The following is a 19,603-nucleotide window of genomic DNA, read 5'->3' as shown; positions in this document are numbered from 1 at the left end:
ACCCCGCACACACACCCCAGACAAGAGCCCCACCCCCTCCCCCCCCCCCCCCCCCCCCCCCCCCCCCCCCCCCCCCCCCCCCCCCCCCCCCCCCCCCCCCCCCCCCCCGCGGCCGTTTGCGCGGGTCGTCCGCCCGGCAGGCCGCCTGGTCCGCCGGTCCACCCGTCAGCCGTGCTTGAGTCCCAGCACCTCGGCCGCCGCGAAGGTCTCGTTCGGCGGGCGCTGCGCGTAGTACGGCGTCAGCAGTCCGTCCAGCTCCTCGAAGCTGAAGACCTCCTTGGCGGTGTCGAACTTGGCGGCGATCCGGGGGCGTTCGGCGATCGCGACCATGCCGCCGTGCACGACCAGCAGCTGGCCGTTGACCCCGGCCGCGGCCGGCGCGGCCAGATAGCCGACGAGCGGGGCGACATGCTCGGGGGCGAGCGCGTCGAGCCCGCCGTCCGCCGGCTCCTCGAAGCCGGCGAAGACGTCCTCGGTCATACGGGTGCGGGCACGCGGGCAGATCGCGTTGGCCGTCACGCCGTACTTGGCCAGCGCCAGCGCCGTGGAGGTCGTCAGGCCGACGATGCCCCCCTTGGCCGCGGCGTAGTTGGGCTGGCCCGCCGAGCCGGCCAGGAACGCCTCCGAGGAGGTGTTGATGATCCTGCCGTGCACCGGGGCACCGGCGGCCTTGGAGCGTTCGCGCCAGTGGATCGCGGCGAAGTGGGTGGTGTTGAAGTGGCCCTTGAGGTGGACGCGGATGACCGAGTCCCATTCGTCCTCGGTCATCGAGAACACCATCCGGTCGCGGAGGATGCCCGCGTTGTTGACCAGGATGTCGAGCCGGCCGAAGGTGGCGACCGCCAACTGCACGAGCGCGCCCGCCTGTTCGTGGTCGGCGACGTCGCCGAGATGGGCGACCGCCTCGCCGCCCGCCGCCCGGATCTCGGCGGCGACGTCCTCGGCGGGCGCCGCGGAGGCCTCGCCCGAGCCGTCGCGGCCCGGCTGCCCGTAGTCGTTGACCACGACCCGGGCGCCGAGCCGGGCGAGTTCGAGGGCTTCGGCGCGGCCCAGTCCGCGGCCGGCCCCGGTGACGATCGCGGTCAGGCCCTCAAGTGGCTGTGCCATCGCTCTTCCTGTCCTCTCGATCGGTTCTCTGGCGTGCCCGGCCGGCCCGCGCGCGCAGGGGAGGTCCACAGGCGCGCGGCAGGCCACGGGCGCGCGGTCAGATCTCTATGCAGGTACGCAGCGCGGTCCCGGAACGCATCTGGTCGAGCGCGTCGTTGACCTCGGCGAGCTGGACGCGGTGGGTGATCAGGCCCGCCAGATCGATCCGGCCGGCCCGCCACAGGGCGATGGCCCGCTCGTAGGAGCGCAGCACGTCCGCGCCGCCGTACAGGGACGGCAGGATCCGCTTCTCGTCGAAGAACAGCTCGAACATGTTGACCTGGAAGGTGTCGTCCATGGCGCCCGCGCCGACCACGCACAGGGTGCCGCCGCGCCGGGTCGTCTCGTAGGCGGTGCGGGCGGTGGCGGACTTGCCGACCACCTCGAAGACGTAGTCGAAGCCCTCGCCCGCGGTGATCCGGGCCTTGGCGTCGGCGAGTTCCTCGGGGGCGACGGCTTCGGTGGCGCCGAAGCGCAGCGCGGCCTCACGGCGGGCCGGCACCGGGTCGACGGCGATGATATGGGCCGCGCCGCAGGCCCGCGCGCCCTGGATGGTGGAGATGCCGACCCCGCCGCACCCGATGACCGCCACCGAGGACGCGGCCGCCACCTCGGCCGTGTTGAGGGCCGCGCCGAGCCCGGTGGTGACACCGCAGCCGATCAGCGCGGCGATCTCGTACGGGACGTCGTCCGGGATGGGGACCGCGCAGTTGGCGGGGACCACGACCTCCTCGGCGAAGGTACCGGTGCCGGCGAAGCCGAACACGTCTCCACCGGGGCGCTTGAAGTTGGGCGTACCGGCGTTCAGGAATCCGGCCAGGCACAGGTGGGTCTGGCCGCGCCTGCAGGACGGACAGCTGCCGCAGGCGGGCAGCCAGCAGATCAGGACCCGGTCCCCCTGGCCGACACCGGTGACACCGTCGCCGACGTCGAGGACCTCCCCGGCTCCCTCGTGCCCGGGAACGAAGGGGGCGGGCTGCGGCAGCACCCCGCTCATCGCCGAGAGGTCGGAGTGGCACAGCCCCGTCGCCCGGATGCGGACCCTGACCTTCCCAGGACCGAACCCCACCGCCTCGACGTCGTCGAGCACCTCCAGCTTGTCCTGACCGGTCTCGTGCTGTACGGCTGCGCGCATGTCACGTCCTCTCAAGCATCGAGTGGGGGCCGTCTGGGAGAGACCCCCTAGCTGTGCTCCACCACGGTGTCCGCCAGAACCGTCGCGTCGTCCCGCTCGGGTGCCGTGACCGACACCTGGACCCGGCCGGGCTCCCGCCACGCCCGGATGTGGAGGGTCTCGCCCGGAAACACCACTCCCGCGAACCGGGTGGCGTACGAGCGCACCCGGGTCACGTCCCCGTCGAGCACCGTGTCGACGACCGCCTTGAGCGCGACCCCATAGGTGCACAGCCCGTGCAGGATCGGCCGGTCGAAGCCGGCGAGCTTGGCGAACTCCGGGTCCGCGTGCAGCGGATTCCAGTCCCCGGAGAGGCGATACAGCAGCGCCTGGTCCTCGCGGATATGCCGTTCGGTGCTCAGATCAGGGGCGCGCTCGGGAAGGTCGAGGCGCGCGGAGGGCCCTCGTTCGCCCCCGAAGCCGCCCTCCCCCCGGACGAAGATCTGCGTGTCGCAGGTCCACAGCGGCCCTTCCTCGTCGGCGACCTCCGAGCGCAGCACGATCACGGCGGCCTTGCCCTTGTCGTAGACGGCCGGGACGGAGGAGGTCTGCCCGGCGCGGCCGCGCACCGGGAGGGGGCGGTGCACGGTGACGGACTGTCCGCCGTGCAGGACGGCCGCGAGATCGACGTCGATGCCGGGCGTGGAGAGGCCGCCGGCCACCGCCATCCCGCCGCCCGCCACGGTGGCGAAGCTGGGCAGGACGTGCAGTGCGCTCTCCAGGGTGTAGCGCAGTTCGTCCGGGTCGGTGGCGGGGTGCGGCTTCTGCGGGGTGGCCGCGCCGGCGCCGATGCCGAGGTGGTAGAGCTGGACGTCCTTGTGGTCCCAGGCGAGTTCGGTGGTCCGCGGCTCGGCGGAGGTGGCCTTGGCGGCGTCGATGGGCATGGGGCTGTTGCTCCTTCACCACGGTGTGAAGACCCCGGCCCGGCCGTCCGCACCGTCGGCCGTGCCGGGGTCGTATCTGGTCGGCGCGGCCGCGCTCCGCCGACACATGGGACACATCTAGAACGCGTTCTAGCCGATGGCCCTCATGTATAGCCGATCCTCCCGGCACCCGGAAGACCCCTGACGCCCAGTCAGATCAGTGGGCGGACAGGCACCCCCGCCGGCGCGCCATGACATTTGTCAGTGCGGATCACACACATTCGCATCTGCCGCGACCCGGCGACTCTCCGTAATGTCGAAGACGGAAAGCGGGACCGGAAGCAGGACAGGGAGCGGGCAGTGAGCCGACCGGAGGGGCGGGCCATGAGGGCGGAGACAACGCAGGCGGCAGGGGGTTTGCGCGCGGCGCGCAGGGTGGGCGGCGGCACGGCGGTCGCATTCTCCGCAGTAACTCGGAGTTACGGTGCGGTCCGCGCCGTGGACGGACTCGACCTGGAGATCTCCGCAGGGGAAACGGTGGCACTGCTCGGGCGCAACGGCGCCGGCAAGTCCACCACCCTCAACATGCTGCTGGGCCTGCTGCCGCCCGGCTCGGGCACGGTGCGGCTGTTCGGCGGCACGCCGGAGACCGCCGTACGGGCGGGCAGGGTCGGCGCGATGCTCCAGGACGGCAAGGCCATCCCGCGGGTCACGGTCCGCGAACTGATCACCTTCGTCGCCGCCACCTACCCCGCTCCCCTGGACGTCGCCGAGGCCCTGGAGCTCGCCGGCCTCGCCGAGTTCGCCGGGCGGAGAGTGGACCGGCTGTCCGGCGGGCAGGCCCAGCGGGTCCGCTTCGCGATGGCGCTGGCCGGCAACCCCGAGCTGCTGGTGCTCGACGAGCCGACCGCGGCGCTGGACGTCGAGGCGCGCCGGGCGTTCTGGCGCTCCATGCGGGCCTACGCCCGCCGCGGCAACACCATCGTGTTCTCCACCCACTATCTGGAGGAGGCGGACGACAACGCCGACCGGATCGTGGTGATCGACGGCGGCAGGGTGGTCGCCGACGGCAGCGGCGAGGAGATCAGGCGGCGGGCCGGCGGGTCGCTGGTCTCCTTCGACCTCGCGGGGGCGGCGACCGAGCCGCTGCCCGGACTGCCCGGCGTGAGTGCCGTGGAGATACGGGGCGACCGCGCGCTGCTGCGCACCACGGACTCCGACGCGACGGTCGTGGCGCTGGCCGGGCGCGGTCTGGTCCGCGGCCTGCAGGTCGCCCCCGCCAGCCTGGAGGACGCCTTCCTCGCCCTCACCTCCGCCGAAGCCGGCGCCCCGCCCCTGAAGGAGACCGCGTGATGTTCGACTACATCCGTCTCGAAGTCCGCCGCACGCTGCGCGACAAGGGCTTTGTGATCTTCGGTATCGGGATGCCGGTGCTGATGTATGTGCTGATGACCAACATCGGGGCGGGCCCCGGCGGCGCGTCCGCGGAGTGGAAGACCGCCTCGATGGTCGGGATGGCGGCGTACGGCGCGCTGGGCGCGGCCATCGGCACGGGCACCGGCGTCGCCGAGGACAAGCAGCTGGGTTGGCTTCGGCAGCTGCGGATCACCCCGCTGAGTCCGGTGCGCGTGGTGGTGAGCCGGGGGCTGACCGGCTCGGTGACGGTGCTGCCGGCCCTCGCCTCCGTACTGCTGGTGGGCGCGCTGGTCAACGACGTCCGGATGCCCGGCTGGCAGTGGGCCGCGCTGGTCGGGCTGCTGTGGGTGGGCACCGCCCCCTTCACCCTCCTCGGGCTCGGCAACGGCTACCGCCTCTCCGCGCAGTCCACCGGTGTGGTCAACACGGGCTGCATGCTGCTGCTCTCGATCGTCGGCGGCCTGTGGTTCCCGGCCGAGCTGTTCCCCGGCTGGCTGCGCTCGCTGTCCTCCTGGACACCCGGCAACCGCTTCGCCGAGCTGGGCCAGAGCGTCACCCAGGGCGGCGCTCCGAGCCTCGCCGCGGTGGCGGTACTGGCCGCCTGGCTGGCACTCTTCGGCGGTTATGCGGTGTACGCATACCGTCGGGCCGCGCGAACGGTGTGACCAAACGACGGCGGACCTGGGAAGCGACAGTGCAGCAGACGCAGCGGCAGAACACGGGCGGGCCGCGCCCCGGTGAGACGAACGACGCGGACGGCACGAACGGCATGAACGGCGCGGACAGCATGGACGGCCCGCAGGCGACGTCGTGCACGACCAAGCCGCGGTGCAAGAATCCGGACAGGGGGCCGGGCAAGTACGCCTTCCTGCCCTGGCTCCTGATGGGCATGGGGGCCTTCTCCAACATCATCCAGGGAAAGACGGGCAACCCCTGGCTGGCCGGCCTCGGACTGCTCGCCTTCAACTCCTTCTACGTCAGCGTCGTGTGGTCCTCCTTCAACCCACGGCGGCGCGACTCCCGTTATCCGCTCATCGCCCTGGGGGTGCTGACCGCCATCACCTTCGCCATCGCACTCGGGTTCGGCGACAACTGGTTCCTGTTCTTCCCGCTGCTGTCGCTGGCCTCCGGCACGGTCCGCGCCCTGCGGGGCAAGAAACTCGGCCTCTGGCTGATCTCCCTCAGCGGCGCGGCCGGCTATCTGTCCGGCTGGCGCGACGGCGACCCCTCCGGCTCGTTCGGCATCGGATACGGCACGTTCCTGTCCGGCATGGTGACGGCCACGGTCCTGAGCCTGTTCGACACCATCCAGGAGCTGAACGCCACCCGCCAGGAACTCGCCCGGAGCGCCGTGGAGAGGGAGCGGCTGCGCTTCTCCCGCGATCTGCACGATCTGCTGGGGCACACCCTGTCCGTGGTGGTGGTCAAGGCCGAGGCGGTCCGCCGCCTGGCACCGCGCAATCTGGACGCGGCGCTCGCCCAGGCCGCCGACATCGAGGCGGTCGGCCGGCAGGCGCTGACCGAGATCCGCGAGGCGGTCACCGGCTATCGCGAGGGCAGCCTGGCCACGGAACTGGACCGGGCCCGTTCGGCGCTGGAGGCGGCCGGTATCGACCCCGTCGTACGCCAGGCCGGGCCGCCGCTGCCCCCGCAGACCGGCGCGCTGCTGGGCTGGGTGGTCCGCGAGGGTGTCACCAACACCGTCCGGCACAGCGGCGCCACCCGCTGCGAGATCGAGGTGCACGCCGACGAGGAGCGGGTACGGCTGACGATCACCGACGACGGACGCGGGCCCGTAGGCGCCTCGGGCCCGGTCGGCGGCACCGGTCTGAAGGGACTCACCGAGCGGCTGGCCGCGGCGGGCGGCACCCTGCACAGCGGCCCCGACGGCCGGCGCGGCTTCCGTGTCACGGCCGAACTCCCGGTCGGCACGGCCGATATACCGGAGATGGAGGAGCCGCCGAGGTGATCAAGGACCTGGATCATGCTGTCTACTCTTGGCGTATGACCGACACGCCGGACCAGCAGCCCCCCGAACGACCGGTAAGAGTCCTCCTCGCCGAGGACCAGGGGATGATGCGGGGTGCGCTGGCGCTGCTGCTCGACCTGGAAGAGGACATGGAGGTCGTGGCGCAGGTGGCGGCGGGCGACCAGATCTTCGCCGCCGCGCTGGAGGCCCGTCCCGACATCGCCCTCCTGGACATCGAACTCCCCGGCCTCAGCGGCCTGGACGCCGCGGCCGACCTGCGCGCGCAACTGCCGTCCTGCAAGGTCCTGATCGTGACGACCTTCGGCCGGCCCGGCTATCTGCGGCGCGCCATGGAGGCCGGAGCGTCCGGCTTCCTGGTGAAGGACGGCCCGGTGGAGGAGCTGGCGGTGGCGATCCGCCGGGTGCTCGCCGGAGAGCGTGTGATCGATCCGGGCCTGGCCGCGGCCGCGCTGAGCGCCGGTCCCAGTCCGCTGACCCAGCGCGAACGCGACGTCCTCACCGCCGCGGTGGACGGCGCCACGGTCGCCGATATCGCCGGCAGGCTCCACCTCTCCCAGGCCACCGTCCGCAACTACCTCTCCGCGGCCATCGGCAAGACCGGCACCCGCAACCGCATGGAGGCGGTACGGACGGCCCGGCAGAACGGGTGGCTGTAGGGAGCGCCCCCGGGCGGGCCTTGCTTCCCGGCGCGGGGCCTCTACTCCTTGGCCGTCCCTACTTCTGGGCCATCCCTACTCCTTGGCCGTCTCTATTTCCTTGGCCGTGCCTACTTCTCATCCCTACTTCTGGGCGGAGTCCTGGCCGTGGGCGGTGTCCGTCCGGCGCCTCGGCAGGGCGATGACCATCAGCAGAATGCCGCCCAGCAGGACCACCGTGCCGACCTGGAAGGCCAGCGCGTAGCCGTCCGCCAGGGCCTGCGCGCCGTGCCCCGCCTCGATACGGGCGGCGGCGATCGTGGACAGCACCGACAGGCCCAGCGCACCGCCCATTTGGCGTGAGGTGTTGATCAGGCCGGAGACCAGGCCCTGGTCGGCGGGGTCGGCGCCGGAGGTGGCGATGGCGGCGACCGGAGTCGCGGTCAGGCCCGCGCCCAGCGCCATCAGGACGCCGGGGCCGAGGAGCGTGCCCAGGTACGTGCCGTCCACGCCCATGGCGCCCTGCCAGGCCATGCCCGACGCGGAGATCACCGCACCGGCGACGGCCAGGGTCTTGGCGCCCATCCGGTTCATCAGCCGCGGCCCGAGCTTGGAGCCGAGGACGATGCTCAGCGAGTGCGGAATGAAGGAGAGCCCGGCCTGCAGCGGGGGGTAGCCCAGCACGTTCTGCATGTAGAGCGACAGGAAGTACCACATCGAGAACATCGCGGCGCCGAGCAGCACCATCGCCGCGTTCGCCGAGGAGACCGGGCGCAGCCGGAAGAGCCCCAGCGGCATCAACGGCGCCTTGGCCCGCGCCTCGACGGCGAGGAAGACCGCGAGCACGACCAGCCCGGCGGCCAGCGGAAGCAGCGCGGACGCCGACGTCCAGCCGTCCGTCTCGGTCTGCACGATCCCGTACGCCACGAGCCCCAGCCCGCCGGTCACCAGCAGCGCGCCCGGCACGTCGAGCCGCCGCCCGAGGCCCTGCCGGCTCTCGGTGAGCCACAGCACCGCACCGATCAGCACCAGCGCCCCGACCGGCACATTGATCAGCAGCACCCAGCGCCACGACAGGAACTCGGTGAGCACCCCGCCGACCAGGCCGCCCACCGCGCCACCGCCGGCGCCGACCGCCGTCCAGGTGGCGATGGCCCGGGTACGGGCCGGACCGGCCGGGAACGACGTGGTCAGAATCGTGAGGGTGGCCGGGGAGAGCACGGCGGCGCCGATGCCCTGGACCGCTCGGGCGGTGATCAGCTGCCACGGCTGCTGCGCCAGCCCGCCCCCCAGGCTGGCGACGGTGAACAGCGCCAGCCCGACGACGAACACCCGCTTGCGGCCGAAGAGGTCGGCGGCCCGGCCACCGAGCAGCATGAAGCCGGCGAAGGTGATGACGTACGCGTTGACGATCCACTGCAGGCCCAGCTCGCTCAGCCCCAGCCCGGTCCGTACGGCGGGCAGCGCCACGTTCACGACGGAGACGTCCAGGACGACCAGGAACTGGCCGGCGCAGACCAGGAGCATCACCAGCCAGGCCGGCGCGACCGTGCGGCGCGGAGTTTCGGACAGGGTCGTGGGGGAGGCTATCGGGGGCATGCGGACCATGCTCGCATTCGCCGCTTGCCCCCCGCATCGGGATATCGGTGCATCTACCACCGGACCCGGGGACCTAGGTCGCGAGACGGAGTCCGGGGCCACCCCACCGACCTCACTGGCCTCACCGCCGCAGCAGTGTCACCACCGCCGCCCCGCCCAGCCCGATGTTGTGGGCCAGGCCCACCCGCGCACCGGGGACCTGACGTTCGCCCGCCGTGCCGCGCAGTTGCCAGACCAGCTCCGCGGCCTGGGCCAGGCCCGTCGCGCCCAGCGGATGCCCCTTGGAGATCAGGCCGCCGGAGGGGTTGACCACCCAGCGGCCGCCGTAGGTCGTGGCGCCTTCGGCGACCAGCTTCCCGGACTCGCCGTCCGCGCACATGCCCAAGGCCTCGTACGTCAGCAGCTCGTTGACCGAGAAGCAGTCGTGCAGCTCGATGACGTCGACGTCCTCGATGCCCAGGCCGCTGGCCGCGTACACCTGCCGGGCCGCGGCGCGCGACATCGGCTTGCCGACCACGTCGATGCAGGAGCCGGAGGCGAAGCTGTCCTCGGTGTCGGTCGTCATGGCCTGCGCGGCGATCTCCACCGCCCGGTCGGCCAGCCCGTGTTCGCGGACGAACCGCTCGGAGGCGACGACCGCGGCGGCCGCCCCGTCCGAGGTCGGCGAGCACTGGAGCCTGGTCAGCGGGTGGTGGATGGTCTTGGCGGCGAGGACCTCCTCGACCGTGTGGACCTCCTGGAACTGGGCGTGGGGGTTGTGGGCGGAGTGCCGGTGGTTCTTCGCGCCGACCGCGGCGAGCTGCTCCGCCGTGGTGCCGTAGCGCTCCATGTGCTCACGGGCCGCGTTGCCGAAGATCTGGGCGGTGGGCGGGGTCCGCTCGAAGCCGTGGGCGGCCGCCATCACGCCGTAGTGGCGGGCCACCGGGGACGTGGCGAAGTCGCCCCCGTCCGCGCCGCCGCCCAGCGCGCCGCGCTTCATCTTCTCGAAGCCGAGCGCCAGTACGCAGTCGTTGATCCCCGCCTCGACGAACTGGCGCGCCATCATCAGCGCGGTCGAGGCGGTCGCGCAGTTGTTGTTGACGTTGTAGACGGGGACGCCCGTCAGGCCGAGTTCGTACACGGCGCGCTGGCCCGCCGTCGAGGCCTGGTAGCAGTAGCCGACCGGCACCTGCTCGACCGCCTCGTAGCCGATCCCCGCGTCGGCGAGCGCCTTGCCGCCCGCCTCCTTCGCCATGTCCCAGTACTGCCACTCGCGGGTCTCGGGCTTCTCGAACTTGGTCATCCCGACGCCGACGATGAACGCCTTGCCAGCCATACGTGTCCTCCTGGAGAGGTAGCGGTGCGGCGGATGAAGGGGCTGCGGTGCGTCAGATGAGGGGACGGGGCTCGGGGTCGCGGGGCAGGCCGAGCAGCCGCTCCGCGACGACGTTGCGCTGCACCTGGGTGGTGCCGCCGGCGATGGTCAGACAGCGCGACATCAAGAAGCCGTGCAGCGCCCGCTCACCGGCGCCCTCGCGCACCGCGCCGGCCGGGCCGAGGAGTTCCAGGACCAGTTCGGCGACCTTCTGCTGGTGCGGGGTCTGCACCAGCTTGCGGATGCTGGCGCCGGCGCCCGGTTCCAGGCCCGACACCTGCTGGAGCGTGGTCCGCAGCCCGATGCAGCCCAGGGCGTGCGCCTCGGCGGCCAGCGCGCCGAGGCGGACGTGTACCGACGCGTCCAGTTCGGCGGCGCGGGCGAGGAGCGCCTCCAGGCCGGTGTCGAAGGTCAACTGGTCCGCCATGTGGACGCGTTCGTTGTCCAGGGTGGTACGGGCCACCCGCCAGCCGTTGTCGACCTCGCCGACCACGGCGTCGGCCGGCAGCAGCACATCGTCGAAGTAGACCTCGCTGAACAGCGCGTCGCCGGTGATCTCCTTCAGTGGGCGGACCTCGATGCCGGGGGTCGCCATGTCGACGAGGAAGAACGTCAGCCCCTTGTGCTTGGGCGCGTCCGGGTCGGTGCGGGCGAGCAGGATCCCGTGGCTCGACCACTGGGCCGCCGAGGTCCACACCTTCTGGCCGTTGACCCGCCAGCCGCCGTCCACCCGCTCCGCGCGGGTCCGCAGCGACGCCAGGTCGGAACCGGCCTCCGGCTCGGAGAACAGCTGGCACCACAGCAGTTCGCCGCGCAGCGTCGGAGGCATCAGGCGCTCCTGCTGCGCCCGGGTGCCGTGGGCGATCAGGGAGGGCACCACCCAGGTGGCGATGCCCAGATCGCTGATCTCGACCCCGGCGGCCGCCATTTCCTGCTGGATCGCCAGCTGCCGGACGGGCCCGGCGCCCAGGCCGTAGGGCTCGGGGAGGTGCGGCGCGGCATAGCCGGTGGGCGCCAGCGCGCGGCGTACCGCGGCGGGGTCCAGTCCGCGTACGCCGTCGATGACCCCCCGGGCCTCGGCGCGGTACCCGTCCGCCTCGGCGGGGAGTTCGAGGCGCAGCGCGCGCCGGGCGCCGTCGGCGGCGTGGCGGGCGGCGCGCAGCCGGTGGGTGTCGCCGCCGCCCAGCAGCTGGCGGGCCACGGTCGCCCGCCGCAGGTGGAGGTGGGCGTCGTGCTCCCAGGTGAAGCCGATGCCGCCGAGGATCTGGATGCAGTCCTTGGCGCAGCTGAAGGCGGCGTCCAGGGCGGTGGCGGTGGCCAGCGCCGCGACCAGTCCACGGACCTCGGGCGCCTGGTGCAGCGCCCGGGCCGCGTCCCAGACCAGGGCACGGGCCTGCTCACAGCGTACGAGCAGGTCGGCACAGAGGTGTTTGACCCCCTGGAACTGGCCGATCGGACGGCCGAACTGCTCGCGTACGGCGGCGTGTTCGGCCGCGGTGCGCAGCGCCCAGGCCGCCGTTCCGCAGCTCTCCGCGGCGAACAGCACACCGGCCAGGTCCCGGACGAGGGCGTTGTCGAGGGCCAGCACCCGCCCACCGGGCACCCGCACCCCCGCCGCGCTCACCTCCGCGGTCGGCCGGGTCGGGTCGGCGCTCTCCTGGGGGCGTACGTCCAGCGCGTCGGCGTCGACGGCGCACCAGACGGTCGTGGCGGCTCCTTCGGCCGCCAGCACGATCAGATCCGCGTCGGCGCCGGCGAGGACCGGGGGCGCGGTGCCGTCCAGGACGTAGCCGTCGGCGGCCTCGACGGCGGTGAGCGAGCCCGGGCCGAGCGCGACGGCGGCGATGCGTTCGCCGGTGACGAGGGCCCGCACAAGGGTGTGCTCGCCGGCGCGGTGCAGCAGTTCGGCGGCGAGGACGGTGGGCAGATACGGGCCGGGGAGCGCGGCGCGGCCCAGCTCCTCCAGGACGACGGCGAGGTCGAGCAGTTCGCCGCCGCCTCCGCCGTCGGCTTCGGGGAGATGGAGGCCGAGCAGGCCCTGCGCCGCGAGCCCGTCCCAGTAGGCGGGCCGCCCATGCCGCCCGGACGCGGCGTCGAGCAGCTTGCGCACCTCCTCGGGCGGTACGGCGCGCGCGGCCCAGCCGCCCGCCGCCTCGGCGAGGTCACGGTGCTCCTGCGTGATTCCGATGCCCATGCGGCGCAGACTAGAACACGTTCCAATCTGACGGAAGGCCAGATGCGGATGCGGCCGGGATTCGGCGACGTGGGTGGAGCCGACGGCCGACGGCCGACAGCCGGCGGCCGGGGAACAGGCTCGCGGAGGCCGAGATGCGGACCCGTAAGCGGGGCCCGGATACGGTGGGAGAAATTCCGGTACGGGCCGGGTCGCTTTTCCCGGCGACCTCCCCGCACCCGCACGGATTCGCCGCTTTCGGGCATCGACGAAACGCCCGCCGAAAATCGACGGGAACGGACGCCGAACAACCGGCTCCCGAAGAACGGACACCGGGAGAGCGGACGGACGGAAGAGCGGACGGCGGGAAATCCGAACCCTCGTTCCGATATCCGTATACGCCCTACGCCCTACGTTCCTACGCCATGGCTCATCCGCCCCACAGGCAGACCCCCACACCACCCGCCCCACCCCATACGGCACGATGAGCCACCTGACCGCACCACCTGGAGGAAGCCCATGTCCGCTCCCACGGCTCAGCCCGCTCCGCGGCCGGAGGTACTCGCCGCGTTCGAGGCGGCGAAGGGCTTCATGCCCGTGGACGAGGGGCTCGCCCTGTACGCCGCGGCGATCGAGGCGGCGGCGCTCGGGCTGCCCCTGGTGGAGGTCGGCACCTACTGCGGCCGGTCCACCCTCCTGCTCGCGGACGCCGCCCGCGACGCCGGGGTGATGGCCGTCACCGTCGACCACCACCGGGGCAGCGAGGAGCAGCAGCCCGGCTGGGAGTACCACGATCCGTCCGTCGTCGACCCCGAGGTCGGCCGGATGGACACGCTGCCCACCTTCCGCCGCACCCTGCACTCCGCCGGGCTGGAGGACCAGGTGATCGCCCTGGTGGGCCGGTCGCCGCAGATCGCGGCCCTGTGGCAGGCGCCGGTCGGCCTGGTCTTCGTCGACGGCGGGCACACCGACGAGCACGCCCGGGCCGACTACGAGGGCTGGGCCCCGCATATCGCGCCCGGCGGGCTGCTGGTCATCCACGACGTCTTCGCGGACCCGGCGGACGGCGGCCAGGCCCCGTACCGCATCTACCGCAGGGCACTGGAGTCCGGCGCCTTCACCGAGATCTCCGCGCACCGGTCGCTGCACGTCCTGCGGCGCACCGGCGCCGGCATCTGAGCGGGCTACCATCGCGGACGTGTCGAACGGCAGCACTTTCCCCCCGCCCCGCCGCCTGCGCGGCACCCTGCTCCTGGTGCTGGTGGTCGTCGGCCTCGGGGGCTGGCTGGCCTGGCGGTCCTCGGGCGGCGACGGCGGCGAGCCGCCACGAGCGGGACAGCCCGCACCGGGCCGGTCCGCCGCGGACGAGGCGGCCGGCGGCGCGGCGGGGCACGGCGGCTCCCCCGACGGCGCGGACGGGCGGGGGAACGCCCCGGGTGACGGCTCCGGCACGGCCGGCCCCCGGCGCGGCAGCCTCAAGGGCAAAACCGTGGTGATCGACCCCGGCCACAACCCGCGCAACCGCGATCACGGCCGGGAGATCGCCCGGCTGGTGGACATCGGCACCGAGCGCAAGGAGTGCGACACCACCGGCACCGCCACCAACGACGGCTACCCGGAGGCGTCCTTCACCCTGGACGTCGCCCGCCGGGCCCGTACGCTCCTCGAACGCCAGGGCGCCGAGGTCGTCTTCACCCAGGACGGCGACCGACCGTACGGGCCGTGCGTGGACGAGCGCGCGGCCATCGGGAACAAGGCGCACGCCGATGCCGCGCTCTCCCTCCACGCCGACGGTTCGGGTACCGGGAACCGCGGCTTCCACGTCATCCTGCCCGCGCGCGTCACGGCCGGGTCGGCGGACACCTCCGGCATCGTCAAGCCCTCGCGGCAGCTCGGCGAAGGGCTGGCCCGCCGGTTCATGGCGGTGACCGGAAGTGAGCCGTCCAATTACATCGGCGGCGGCACGGGGCTCGACGTACGCTCCGACCTCGGCGGCCTCAACCTCTCCACGGTGCCGAAGGTGTTCATCGAGTGCGGCAATATGCGCGATCCGAAGGACGCCGCGCAATTGACCGATCCCAAGTGGCGGCAGAAAGCGGCCCTCGGGATCACCGAGGGCATTACGGACTTCCTGACGCGCTGACCGCGACCGCGGCGACCGGATCCGATACCCGCCGATACGGGTGGCGGAAGCGGTGGTGATGCGCCGTCCGATAGCACGCGGAAACGAACACGACGACCCGCCGGATTCGGCGATAGGTTCCCCTTTACGATGGGTGGCCACCGCCGTGCCTCGCACCGCGACAGCGACGACCAGCCCCACGAAAGAGACAAAGGACCCTTACGTGAACATCCGCTCCCTCACTCGAGGCGACGGCGTGGTGATCGGAGCAGCGGTGTTGCTGTTCATCGCCTCGTTCCTCGATTCCACCGGCGGCCCGGACTGCTCCGGCCCCCTCGCCAAGTACTGCGAGGCCCAGGACTACAGCAGCATCAACGCCTGGGACGTGCTGTCGACCCTCATGAGCGTGTACCTGGCCGGTGTGATCGCCGCGGCGATCATCGCCGTCACCCGGATGCTGCCGCAGCAGCGCAAGGTCGCGGGACTCGACCTCGGCCAGCTCGGCGTCGCCCTCGGCATCTTCGCCGCGTGGACGGCGTTCTGGACCATCATCGACTCCCACAACGCCGGCGCCGGTCTGATCCTCGGTCTGATCGCCGCGCTGATCCTGGCCGGCGGCGCGGTCGCCACGCCGCTCGTCCCGGCGCTGAAGGTCGCCCTGATCGGCGCCCCCAAGGCCCCGGCCGCCGCCCCGTACGGGGCCGGCCCCACCCCGGGTTACGGCTACCCCGGCGCGCAGCAGCAGGCCGGCCAGGGCTACGGCTACCCGGGCGGCCAGCAGCCGCAGGCGGGGCAGACCCACGGGCAGCAGGCTCCGGTCGACGCCACGGCCGGCGGCCCGGCGGGCGCCACCCCGGCGGCCGGGAGCCCGGCGGACTTTGCGCCGTTCTGGTTCGCGGTGCCCGTCGCGCGCCCGCTGTACGGCGAGGACGGCGCTCCGGCGCCGATCGCCGAACTGGCGCCCGGCACCTGGTACCTCGCGGTGGAGCAGCGCGGCCAGGCCCTGATCGCGCAGACCCAGGACGGCCGGCGCGGTGTCCTGCAGGACACCACCGGCATCCAGCGCGGCTGACACCGGACGGGCCGCCGGGCGAGGAACCCGGCGGACGACCGGACGCACAGCGGTCCTTTCGCGGCCCCTCGCCCCTCGCGGGCGGGGGGCCGTTGCACTGCCCGCGAGGCCGCCGTACAGTTCGCCGGGCACCCGCATCTGACGACTCGTCAGGCACGGGTGGGCGAGCGGTCACCGTCGGAGAGAGGCGATCAGCATGCGACTCGGTCTGGCACTGGGCTACTGGGGGCGCGGCCCCGACCCCCGGCACCTCGAACTCGCCCGCGAGGCCGAGCGGCTGGGCTATGACTCGGTATGGACCGCGGAGGCCTGGGGCTCGGACGCCTTCACCGCGCTCACCTGGATCGCCGCCCACACCTCCCGTATCCGTCTGGGTACCGGCATCGCGCAGATGGCCGCCCGCACCCCCACCGCCACCGCGATGCACGCCCTGACCCTGGACCATCTCTCGGGCGGACGGGTGCTGCTGGGCCTGGGACTGTCCGGACCGCAGGTCGTCGAGGGGTGGTACGGGCGGCCGTTCCCCAAGAGCCCACTGACCGCCACCCGGGAGTACGTGGAGGTGATCCGCCAAGTCCTGCGCCGCGAGGGGCCGGTGGAGGTGGACGGGCTCTTCCACTCGCATCCCTACCGCGGCGCGGACGGCACCGGCCTGGGCAGACCGCTCAAGCCCATCACCCACCCGCTGCGCCCCGGCCTGCCGATCCTGCTGGGTGCGGAGGGCCCCAAGAACATCGCCCAGACGACCAGGATCGCGGACGGCTGGCTGCCGCTGTACTGGTCTCCGCAGCGCACCGACGTCTACCGGGCGTCGCTGGCGCACGCCCCCGAGGGCTTCCTCATCGCCCCGATGGCGCGCGCCGTGGTCTGCGACGACGTCGCCGAGGGGCTGCTGCCGGTCAAGGCGATGCTGGGCTTCTACATCGGCGGAATGGGCCACGCGGCCAAGAACTTCCACGCCGACCTGATGGCGCGGATGGGCTTCGAGGAGGAGGCCCGGCGGGTGCAGCGGCTCTTCCTCGAAGGCCGCAGGGAGGACGCCGTACGCGCCGTGCCGGACGCCTTCGCCGACGAGATCTCCCTGGTCGGCCCGCGTGAACGGATCGCGGAGCGCCTGGAGTTGTGGCGCACGGGCCCGGTCACCGACCTGCTGGTCACCGCGCCGGACCCGCACACCCTACGGGTGCTGGCCGAGCTGAACTCCTGAGCCCGGCCCGGCCGCTCACCCGAAGCTCGCCCACTCCAGCCACTGGTCGAGCACCGCCCGCTCGCCCAGCACCTGAACCCGGTCGCTGTCGGCGGGCAGCCTGCGGTAGAGGACCAGAAGGGCATCGGTGAGGCTGCCGCGCAGCGCGACCGCGGCCTTCTCGTGGGTGCGCCGGTGGGAGGGCGCCTCCCCCGTGAGATCGAGCAGCCACTCGGCGTTCAACTCGGGCGGCGCGTCGGTGGCGTGGACGTGGATCGTCCGGCCGGGGCCGAACGCCTTGCGCCCGCGCTCGGCGAACCGGGCCACCACTTCCGGCAGTTCGCCGATCTGCAGCCACTCCTCCAGACAGTCCGCGGCGACCGGCGCCGGAAGCTCGAAGGGGACGCCGGCGGCGAGCGCGGCATCGGCGCGGTGGACGACCGTCTCGTGGACCATCCGGCGGGCCCAGAACCCCGCGTGGTGGGCCGACGTCCAGCTCCACACCTCGGCGTCGGGACCTGCTTCCCGTAGCGCGGCCACGGTCTGCTCGACGCCCGCTACCAGCCAGGCGTCCAGCGCCGCCGCGTCCTCGCCCTCGGGCCCGGCGGCCTCGGGGACGTCCGCGGGGTCGACGTTCTCAAATGCGCGGGTGGCGACGAGGGTGCCGACCCAGCGATGTGCGCCCCCGACATGCCGGGCGAGATCGGCGAGCGTCCAGTCGGGGCAGGTCGGCACGGTCGCCGACAGATCGGCACTGCGCACGATCTTGCGGAACTCGGCTGTCTCGGCAAGAAGTCGGGCGCAGTATTCCTCGTGGGAGAGGGAGCCTTGGAGAGTCATACGTCGCACAGTAGTGCGCATCTAGGCCCCGGGGGGTCCTAATTGGAGACGCCCCGGGGCCGCTGATGACGCGCGGCTGAAGCCGCGCCTACCGGCAGCAGTCCGGATCTAGCCCGGTCGGCAGCCGCTCGCCGCCGAAGACCGACGTCGTCGCCTCGTCACCGCCCACGGCCGCGACCGCGAGCAGCAGCGAACCGGCCGTCCAGGAGGTGAGTTCGCGCGGCCAGATCGCGTCGTCGTCGAAGACGTAGCCGGTCCAGTACATGCCGTCCTCGGCCCGCAGATGCTGTATCCACTTGAGGATCTGCACGGCCCGCTCGGACTCCCCCATGGCCCACAGGGCGAGTGCCAGTTCCGCGCTCTCACCGCCGGTGACCCAGGGGTTGGGCAGTACGCAGCGCACGCCCAGCCCCGGCACCACGAAGTCTTCCCAGGCGGCGTCGATGCGCTCCCTGGCCGCCTCGCCGCGGACCGCTCCGCCCAGGATCGGGTAGTACCAGTCCATGGAGTAGCGGCCCTTGTCCAAGAACCGCTCGGGGTGGCTGCGTATCGCATGGCCCAGCCGGCCGACCGCCAGCTCCCAGTCGGGCTGCGGCTCCTCGCGCTGCTCGGCGAGCGCGAGCGCGCAGCGCAGCGCCTGGTAGATGGAGGACGAGCCGGTCAGCAGCGCCTCGTTGACGGGGGTGCCGTCGTCCTCGCGCTTCCAGCCGATCTCGCCGCCGGGCTGCTGGAGCTCAAGGACGTAGGCGATCGCCGAGGAGACCGCGGGCCACATGCGGTCGACGAAGGCCTCGTCGCCGGTCGACAGGAAGTGGTGCCAGACGCCGACCGCGATGTACGCGCAGAAGTTGGTCTCCCGGCCCCGGTCGGTGGGCGCTTCGGCGTCACCGTCGGCGTAGGCCGCGTACCAGGAACCGTCCGGATTCTGGTGGCGAGCCAGCCAGTCGTACGCGGCCTCGGCGCGCTCGTGTTCGCCGGCCGCGTCCAGGGCCATGGCGGCCTCGGTGTGGTCCCACGGGTCGAGGTGGTGGCCCCGGAACCAGGGGATCGCGCCGTCCTCGCGCTGGGTCGCCAGGATGCCGGCGACCGTACGGGCCGCCTGTTCAGCGGTGAGCACCCCCGGCAGGACGAGCCGTTCGGTACGCCCGGGACTCGTCACTTGGCGGCCCCGGCGGAGGACTTGGTGGAGCGGCGGGGGCGCTTGACGGGCGCGGCGGCCGACGCCTCGGGCAGATGCGGCTTGGTGGCGTAGACGACGAAGCTCTTGCCGATGACGGGGTTCAGCGCCCGCTCGGCGAGCCGGGTGGCCAGCGGCTTCTTCATGATGTCCCAGACCAGCAGCTTGTGGTACGCCTGCACCGGCAGCGCCTTGTCGTTGTCCACCCCGAAGGCGCACTTGAGCCACCAGTAGGGGCTGTGGAGCCCGTGCGCGTGGTGCGTGCCGTAGGGCTCCAGGCCTGCCTCCCGCATCTTGCCGACCAACTCGTCGCCGCGGTAGATGCGGATATGGCCACCCTCGACCTCGTGGTAGGCGTCGCTGAGCGCCCAGCAGATCTTCTCGGGGCCGTAACGGGGGACGGTGACGGCGATCCGGCCGCCGGGCCGCAGGACGCGCACCATCTCGGCGAGCACACCCTTGTCGTCCGGGATGTGCTCCATCACCTCGGAGATGATCACGACGTCGAAGCTGTCGTCGGGGAACGGCAGGGCCAGCGCATCGCCTTCCATGGCGGTGGCGGAGGCACCCGCGGGGGCCTCGCCCGCCTCCTCCATCGCCGCGAACCACTTGGCGACCTCGCGGATCTCCTCGCCGTTCTGGTCGAGGGCGACGACCTGCGCGCCACGCCGGTAACACTCGAAGGCGTGCCGGCCGGCGCCGCAGCCCAGGTCGAGCACGCGGTCACCCGGAGCGAGCGGGAAACGGGAAAAGTCGACGGTCAGCACGGGGTTCTGCTTTCGTCCGGCGGTGGTGGGCAGTCGGCGCGTAGCGCCGTCTTCTGGGAGTGGAGGTCGGGCGACGGGCGGGCGGTGGC

At 72.8% G+C, this 19,603-nt stretch carries 17 protein-coding genes; 8 read left to right on the top strand and 9 right to left on the bottom strand.

Going from position 1 to position 19,603, the window contains the following annotated elements:
* Positions 1-165 precede the first annotated feature (165 nt).
* The 3 genes from ACZ5XZ_RS37250 to ACZ5XZ_RS37240 all read right to left on the bottom strand — a co-directional run bounded on the left by ACZ5XZ_RS37250 (position 166) and on the right by ACZ5XZ_RS37240 (position 3,204).
* Complete coding sequence (locus ACZ5XZ_RS37250; RefSeq protein WP_468986595.1) at positions 166-1,107, bottom strand: 3-oxoacyl-ACP reductase; 942 nt, start codon at positions 1,105-1,107, stop codon at positions 166-168.
* A 97-nt stretch (positions 1,108-1,204) separates the two neighbouring features.
* Positions 1,205-2,281 (bottom strand): Zn-dependent alcohol dehydrogenase, encoded by a 1,077-nt coding sequence (locus ACZ5XZ_RS37245; RefSeq protein ID WP_468986593.1) that lies wholly within the window; start codon positions 2,279-2,281, stop codon positions 1,205-1,207.
* 47 nt (positions 2,282-2,328) lie between these two features.
* Positions 2,329-3,204, bottom strand: coding sequence for a MaoC/PaaZ C-terminal domain-containing protein (locus ACZ5XZ_RS37240; RefSeq protein ID WP_468986592.1), 876 nt, complete (start codon positions 3,202-3,204; stop codon positions 2,329-2,331).
* A 363-nt stretch (positions 3,205-3,567) separates the two neighbouring features.
* Between ACZ5XZ_RS37240 and ACZ5XZ_RS37235 the strand changes: the two genes are divergently transcribed.
* The 4 genes from ACZ5XZ_RS37235 (at position 3,568) to ACZ5XZ_RS37220 (ending at position 7,245) form a co-directional block, all read left to right on the top strand.
* Positions 3,568-4,536 (top strand): ABC transporter ATP-binding protein, encoded by a 969-nt coding sequence (locus ACZ5XZ_RS37235; RefSeq protein WP_468986590.1) that lies wholly within the window; start codon positions 3,568-3,570, stop codon positions 4,534-4,536.
* A complete protein-coding gene (locus ACZ5XZ_RS37230) occupies positions 4,536-5,264 on the top strand; it encodes an ABC transporter permease (RefSeq protein WP_468986588.1) in 729 nt (242 codons plus the stop codon). The genes ACZ5XZ_RS37235 and ACZ5XZ_RS37230 overlap by 1 nt, the downstream gene beginning before the upstream one ends.
* A gap of 122 nt (positions 5,265-5,386) precedes the next feature.
* Positions 5,387-6,568, top strand: a complete 1,182-nt coding sequence (locus ACZ5XZ_RS37225; protein ID WP_468986606.1) for a histidine kinase — start codon at positions 5,387-5,389, stop codon at positions 6,566-6,568.
* Positions 6,569-6,603: 35 nt separating this feature from the next.
* Positions 6,604-7,245, top strand: coding sequence for a response regulator (locus ACZ5XZ_RS37220; RefSeq protein WP_468986587.1), 642 nt, complete (start codon positions 6,604-6,606; stop codon positions 7,243-7,245).
* Between the two features lie 123 nt (positions 7,246-7,368).
* Here the strand turns inward: ACZ5XZ_RS37220 and ACZ5XZ_RS37215 are convergent, their stop codons facing one another.
* From ACZ5XZ_RS37215 to ACZ5XZ_RS37205, 3 genes are all read right to left on the bottom strand, one after another.
* On the bottom strand, positions 7,369-8,832 hold the full coding sequence (locus ACZ5XZ_RS37215; protein ID WP_468986585.1) for an MFS transporter: 1,464 nt from the start codon (positions 8,830-8,832) through the stop codon (positions 7,369-7,371).
* 112 nt (positions 8,833-8,944) lie between these two features.
* Positions 8,945-10,138: a lipid-transfer protein gene (locus tag ACZ5XZ_RS37210; RefSeq protein ID WP_468986582.1), complete on the bottom strand. Its 1,194-nt coding sequence runs from the start codon at positions 10,136-10,138 to the stop codon at positions 8,945-8,947.
* Between the two features lie 52 nt (positions 10,139-10,190).
* A complete protein-coding gene (locus ACZ5XZ_RS37205; RefSeq protein ID WP_468986579.1) occupies positions 10,191-12,371 on the bottom strand; it encodes an acyl-CoA dehydrogenase in 2,181 nt (726 codons plus the stop codon).
* Positions 12,372-12,869: 498 nt separating this feature from the next.
* On the opposite strand from ACZ5XZ_RS37205, the gene ACZ5XZ_RS37200 reads away from it, so the two are divergent.
* The 4 genes from ACZ5XZ_RS37200 to ACZ5XZ_RS37185 all read left to right on the top strand — a co-directional run bounded on the left by ACZ5XZ_RS37200 (position 12,870) and on the right by ACZ5XZ_RS37185 (position 16,751).
* Positions 12,870-13,529: a class I SAM-dependent methyltransferase gene (locus ACZ5XZ_RS37200; RefSeq protein ID WP_468986577.1), complete on the top strand. Its 660-nt coding sequence runs from the start codon at positions 12,870-12,872 to the stop codon at positions 13,527-13,529.
* 19 nt (positions 13,530-13,548) lie between these two features.
* Complete coding sequence (locus ACZ5XZ_RS37195; protein ID WP_468986575.1) at positions 13,549-14,493, top strand: N-acetylmuramoyl-L-alanine amidase; 945 nt, start codon at positions 13,549-13,551, stop codon at positions 14,491-14,493.
* Between the two features lie 202 nt (positions 14,494-14,695).
* Positions 14,696-15,544, top strand: a complete 849-nt coding sequence (locus ACZ5XZ_RS37190; RefSeq protein ID WP_468986573.1) for a DUF5336 domain-containing protein — start codon at positions 14,696-14,698, stop codon at positions 15,542-15,544.
* A gap of 196 nt (positions 15,545-15,740) precedes the next feature.
* Positions 15,741-16,751 carry an LLM class F420-dependent oxidoreductase gene (locus ACZ5XZ_RS37185; RefSeq protein ID WP_468986571.1) on the top strand — a complete coding sequence of 337 codons (1,011 nt, stop codon included), beginning with the start codon at positions 15,741-15,743 and terminating at the stop codon, positions 16,749-16,751.
* Between the two features lie 15 nt (positions 16,752-16,766).
* On the opposite strand, the gene ACZ5XZ_RS37180 is transcribed toward ACZ5XZ_RS37185, so the two are convergent.
* The 3 genes from ACZ5XZ_RS37180 to ACZ5XZ_RS37170 all read right to left on the bottom strand — a co-directional run bounded on the left by ACZ5XZ_RS37180 (position 16,767) and on the right by ACZ5XZ_RS37170 (position 19,514).
* A complete protein-coding gene (locus ACZ5XZ_RS37180) occupies positions 16,767-17,570 on the bottom strand; it encodes a maleylpyruvate isomerase family mycothiol-dependent enzyme (protein WP_468986568.1) in 804 nt (267 codons plus the stop codon).
* Between the two features lie 88 nt (positions 17,571-17,658).
* Entirely contained in the window at positions 17,659-18,729 is a 1,071-nt protein-coding gene (locus tag ACZ5XZ_RS37175; protein ID WP_468986565.1) for a prenyltransferase/squalene oxidase repeat-containing protein, read from the bottom strand.
* The gene (locus ACZ5XZ_RS37170) at positions 18,726-19,514 is read right to left on the bottom strand and encodes a class I SAM-dependent methyltransferase (RefSeq protein ID WP_468986562.1); all 789 of its coding nucleotides are present in this window, start codon (positions 19,512-19,514) and stop codon (positions 18,726-18,728) included. Before ACZ5XZ_RS37170 ends, ACZ5XZ_RS37175 begins: the two co-directional genes overlap by 4 nt.
* Positions 19,515-19,603 lie beyond the last annotated feature (89 nt).

Source organism: Streptomyces sp. NPDC033270, from assembly GCF_055576575.1.
The sequence above is the reverse complement of the archived record's forward strand: the minus strand, read 5'-3'. Positions and strand labels throughout refer to the sequence as shown.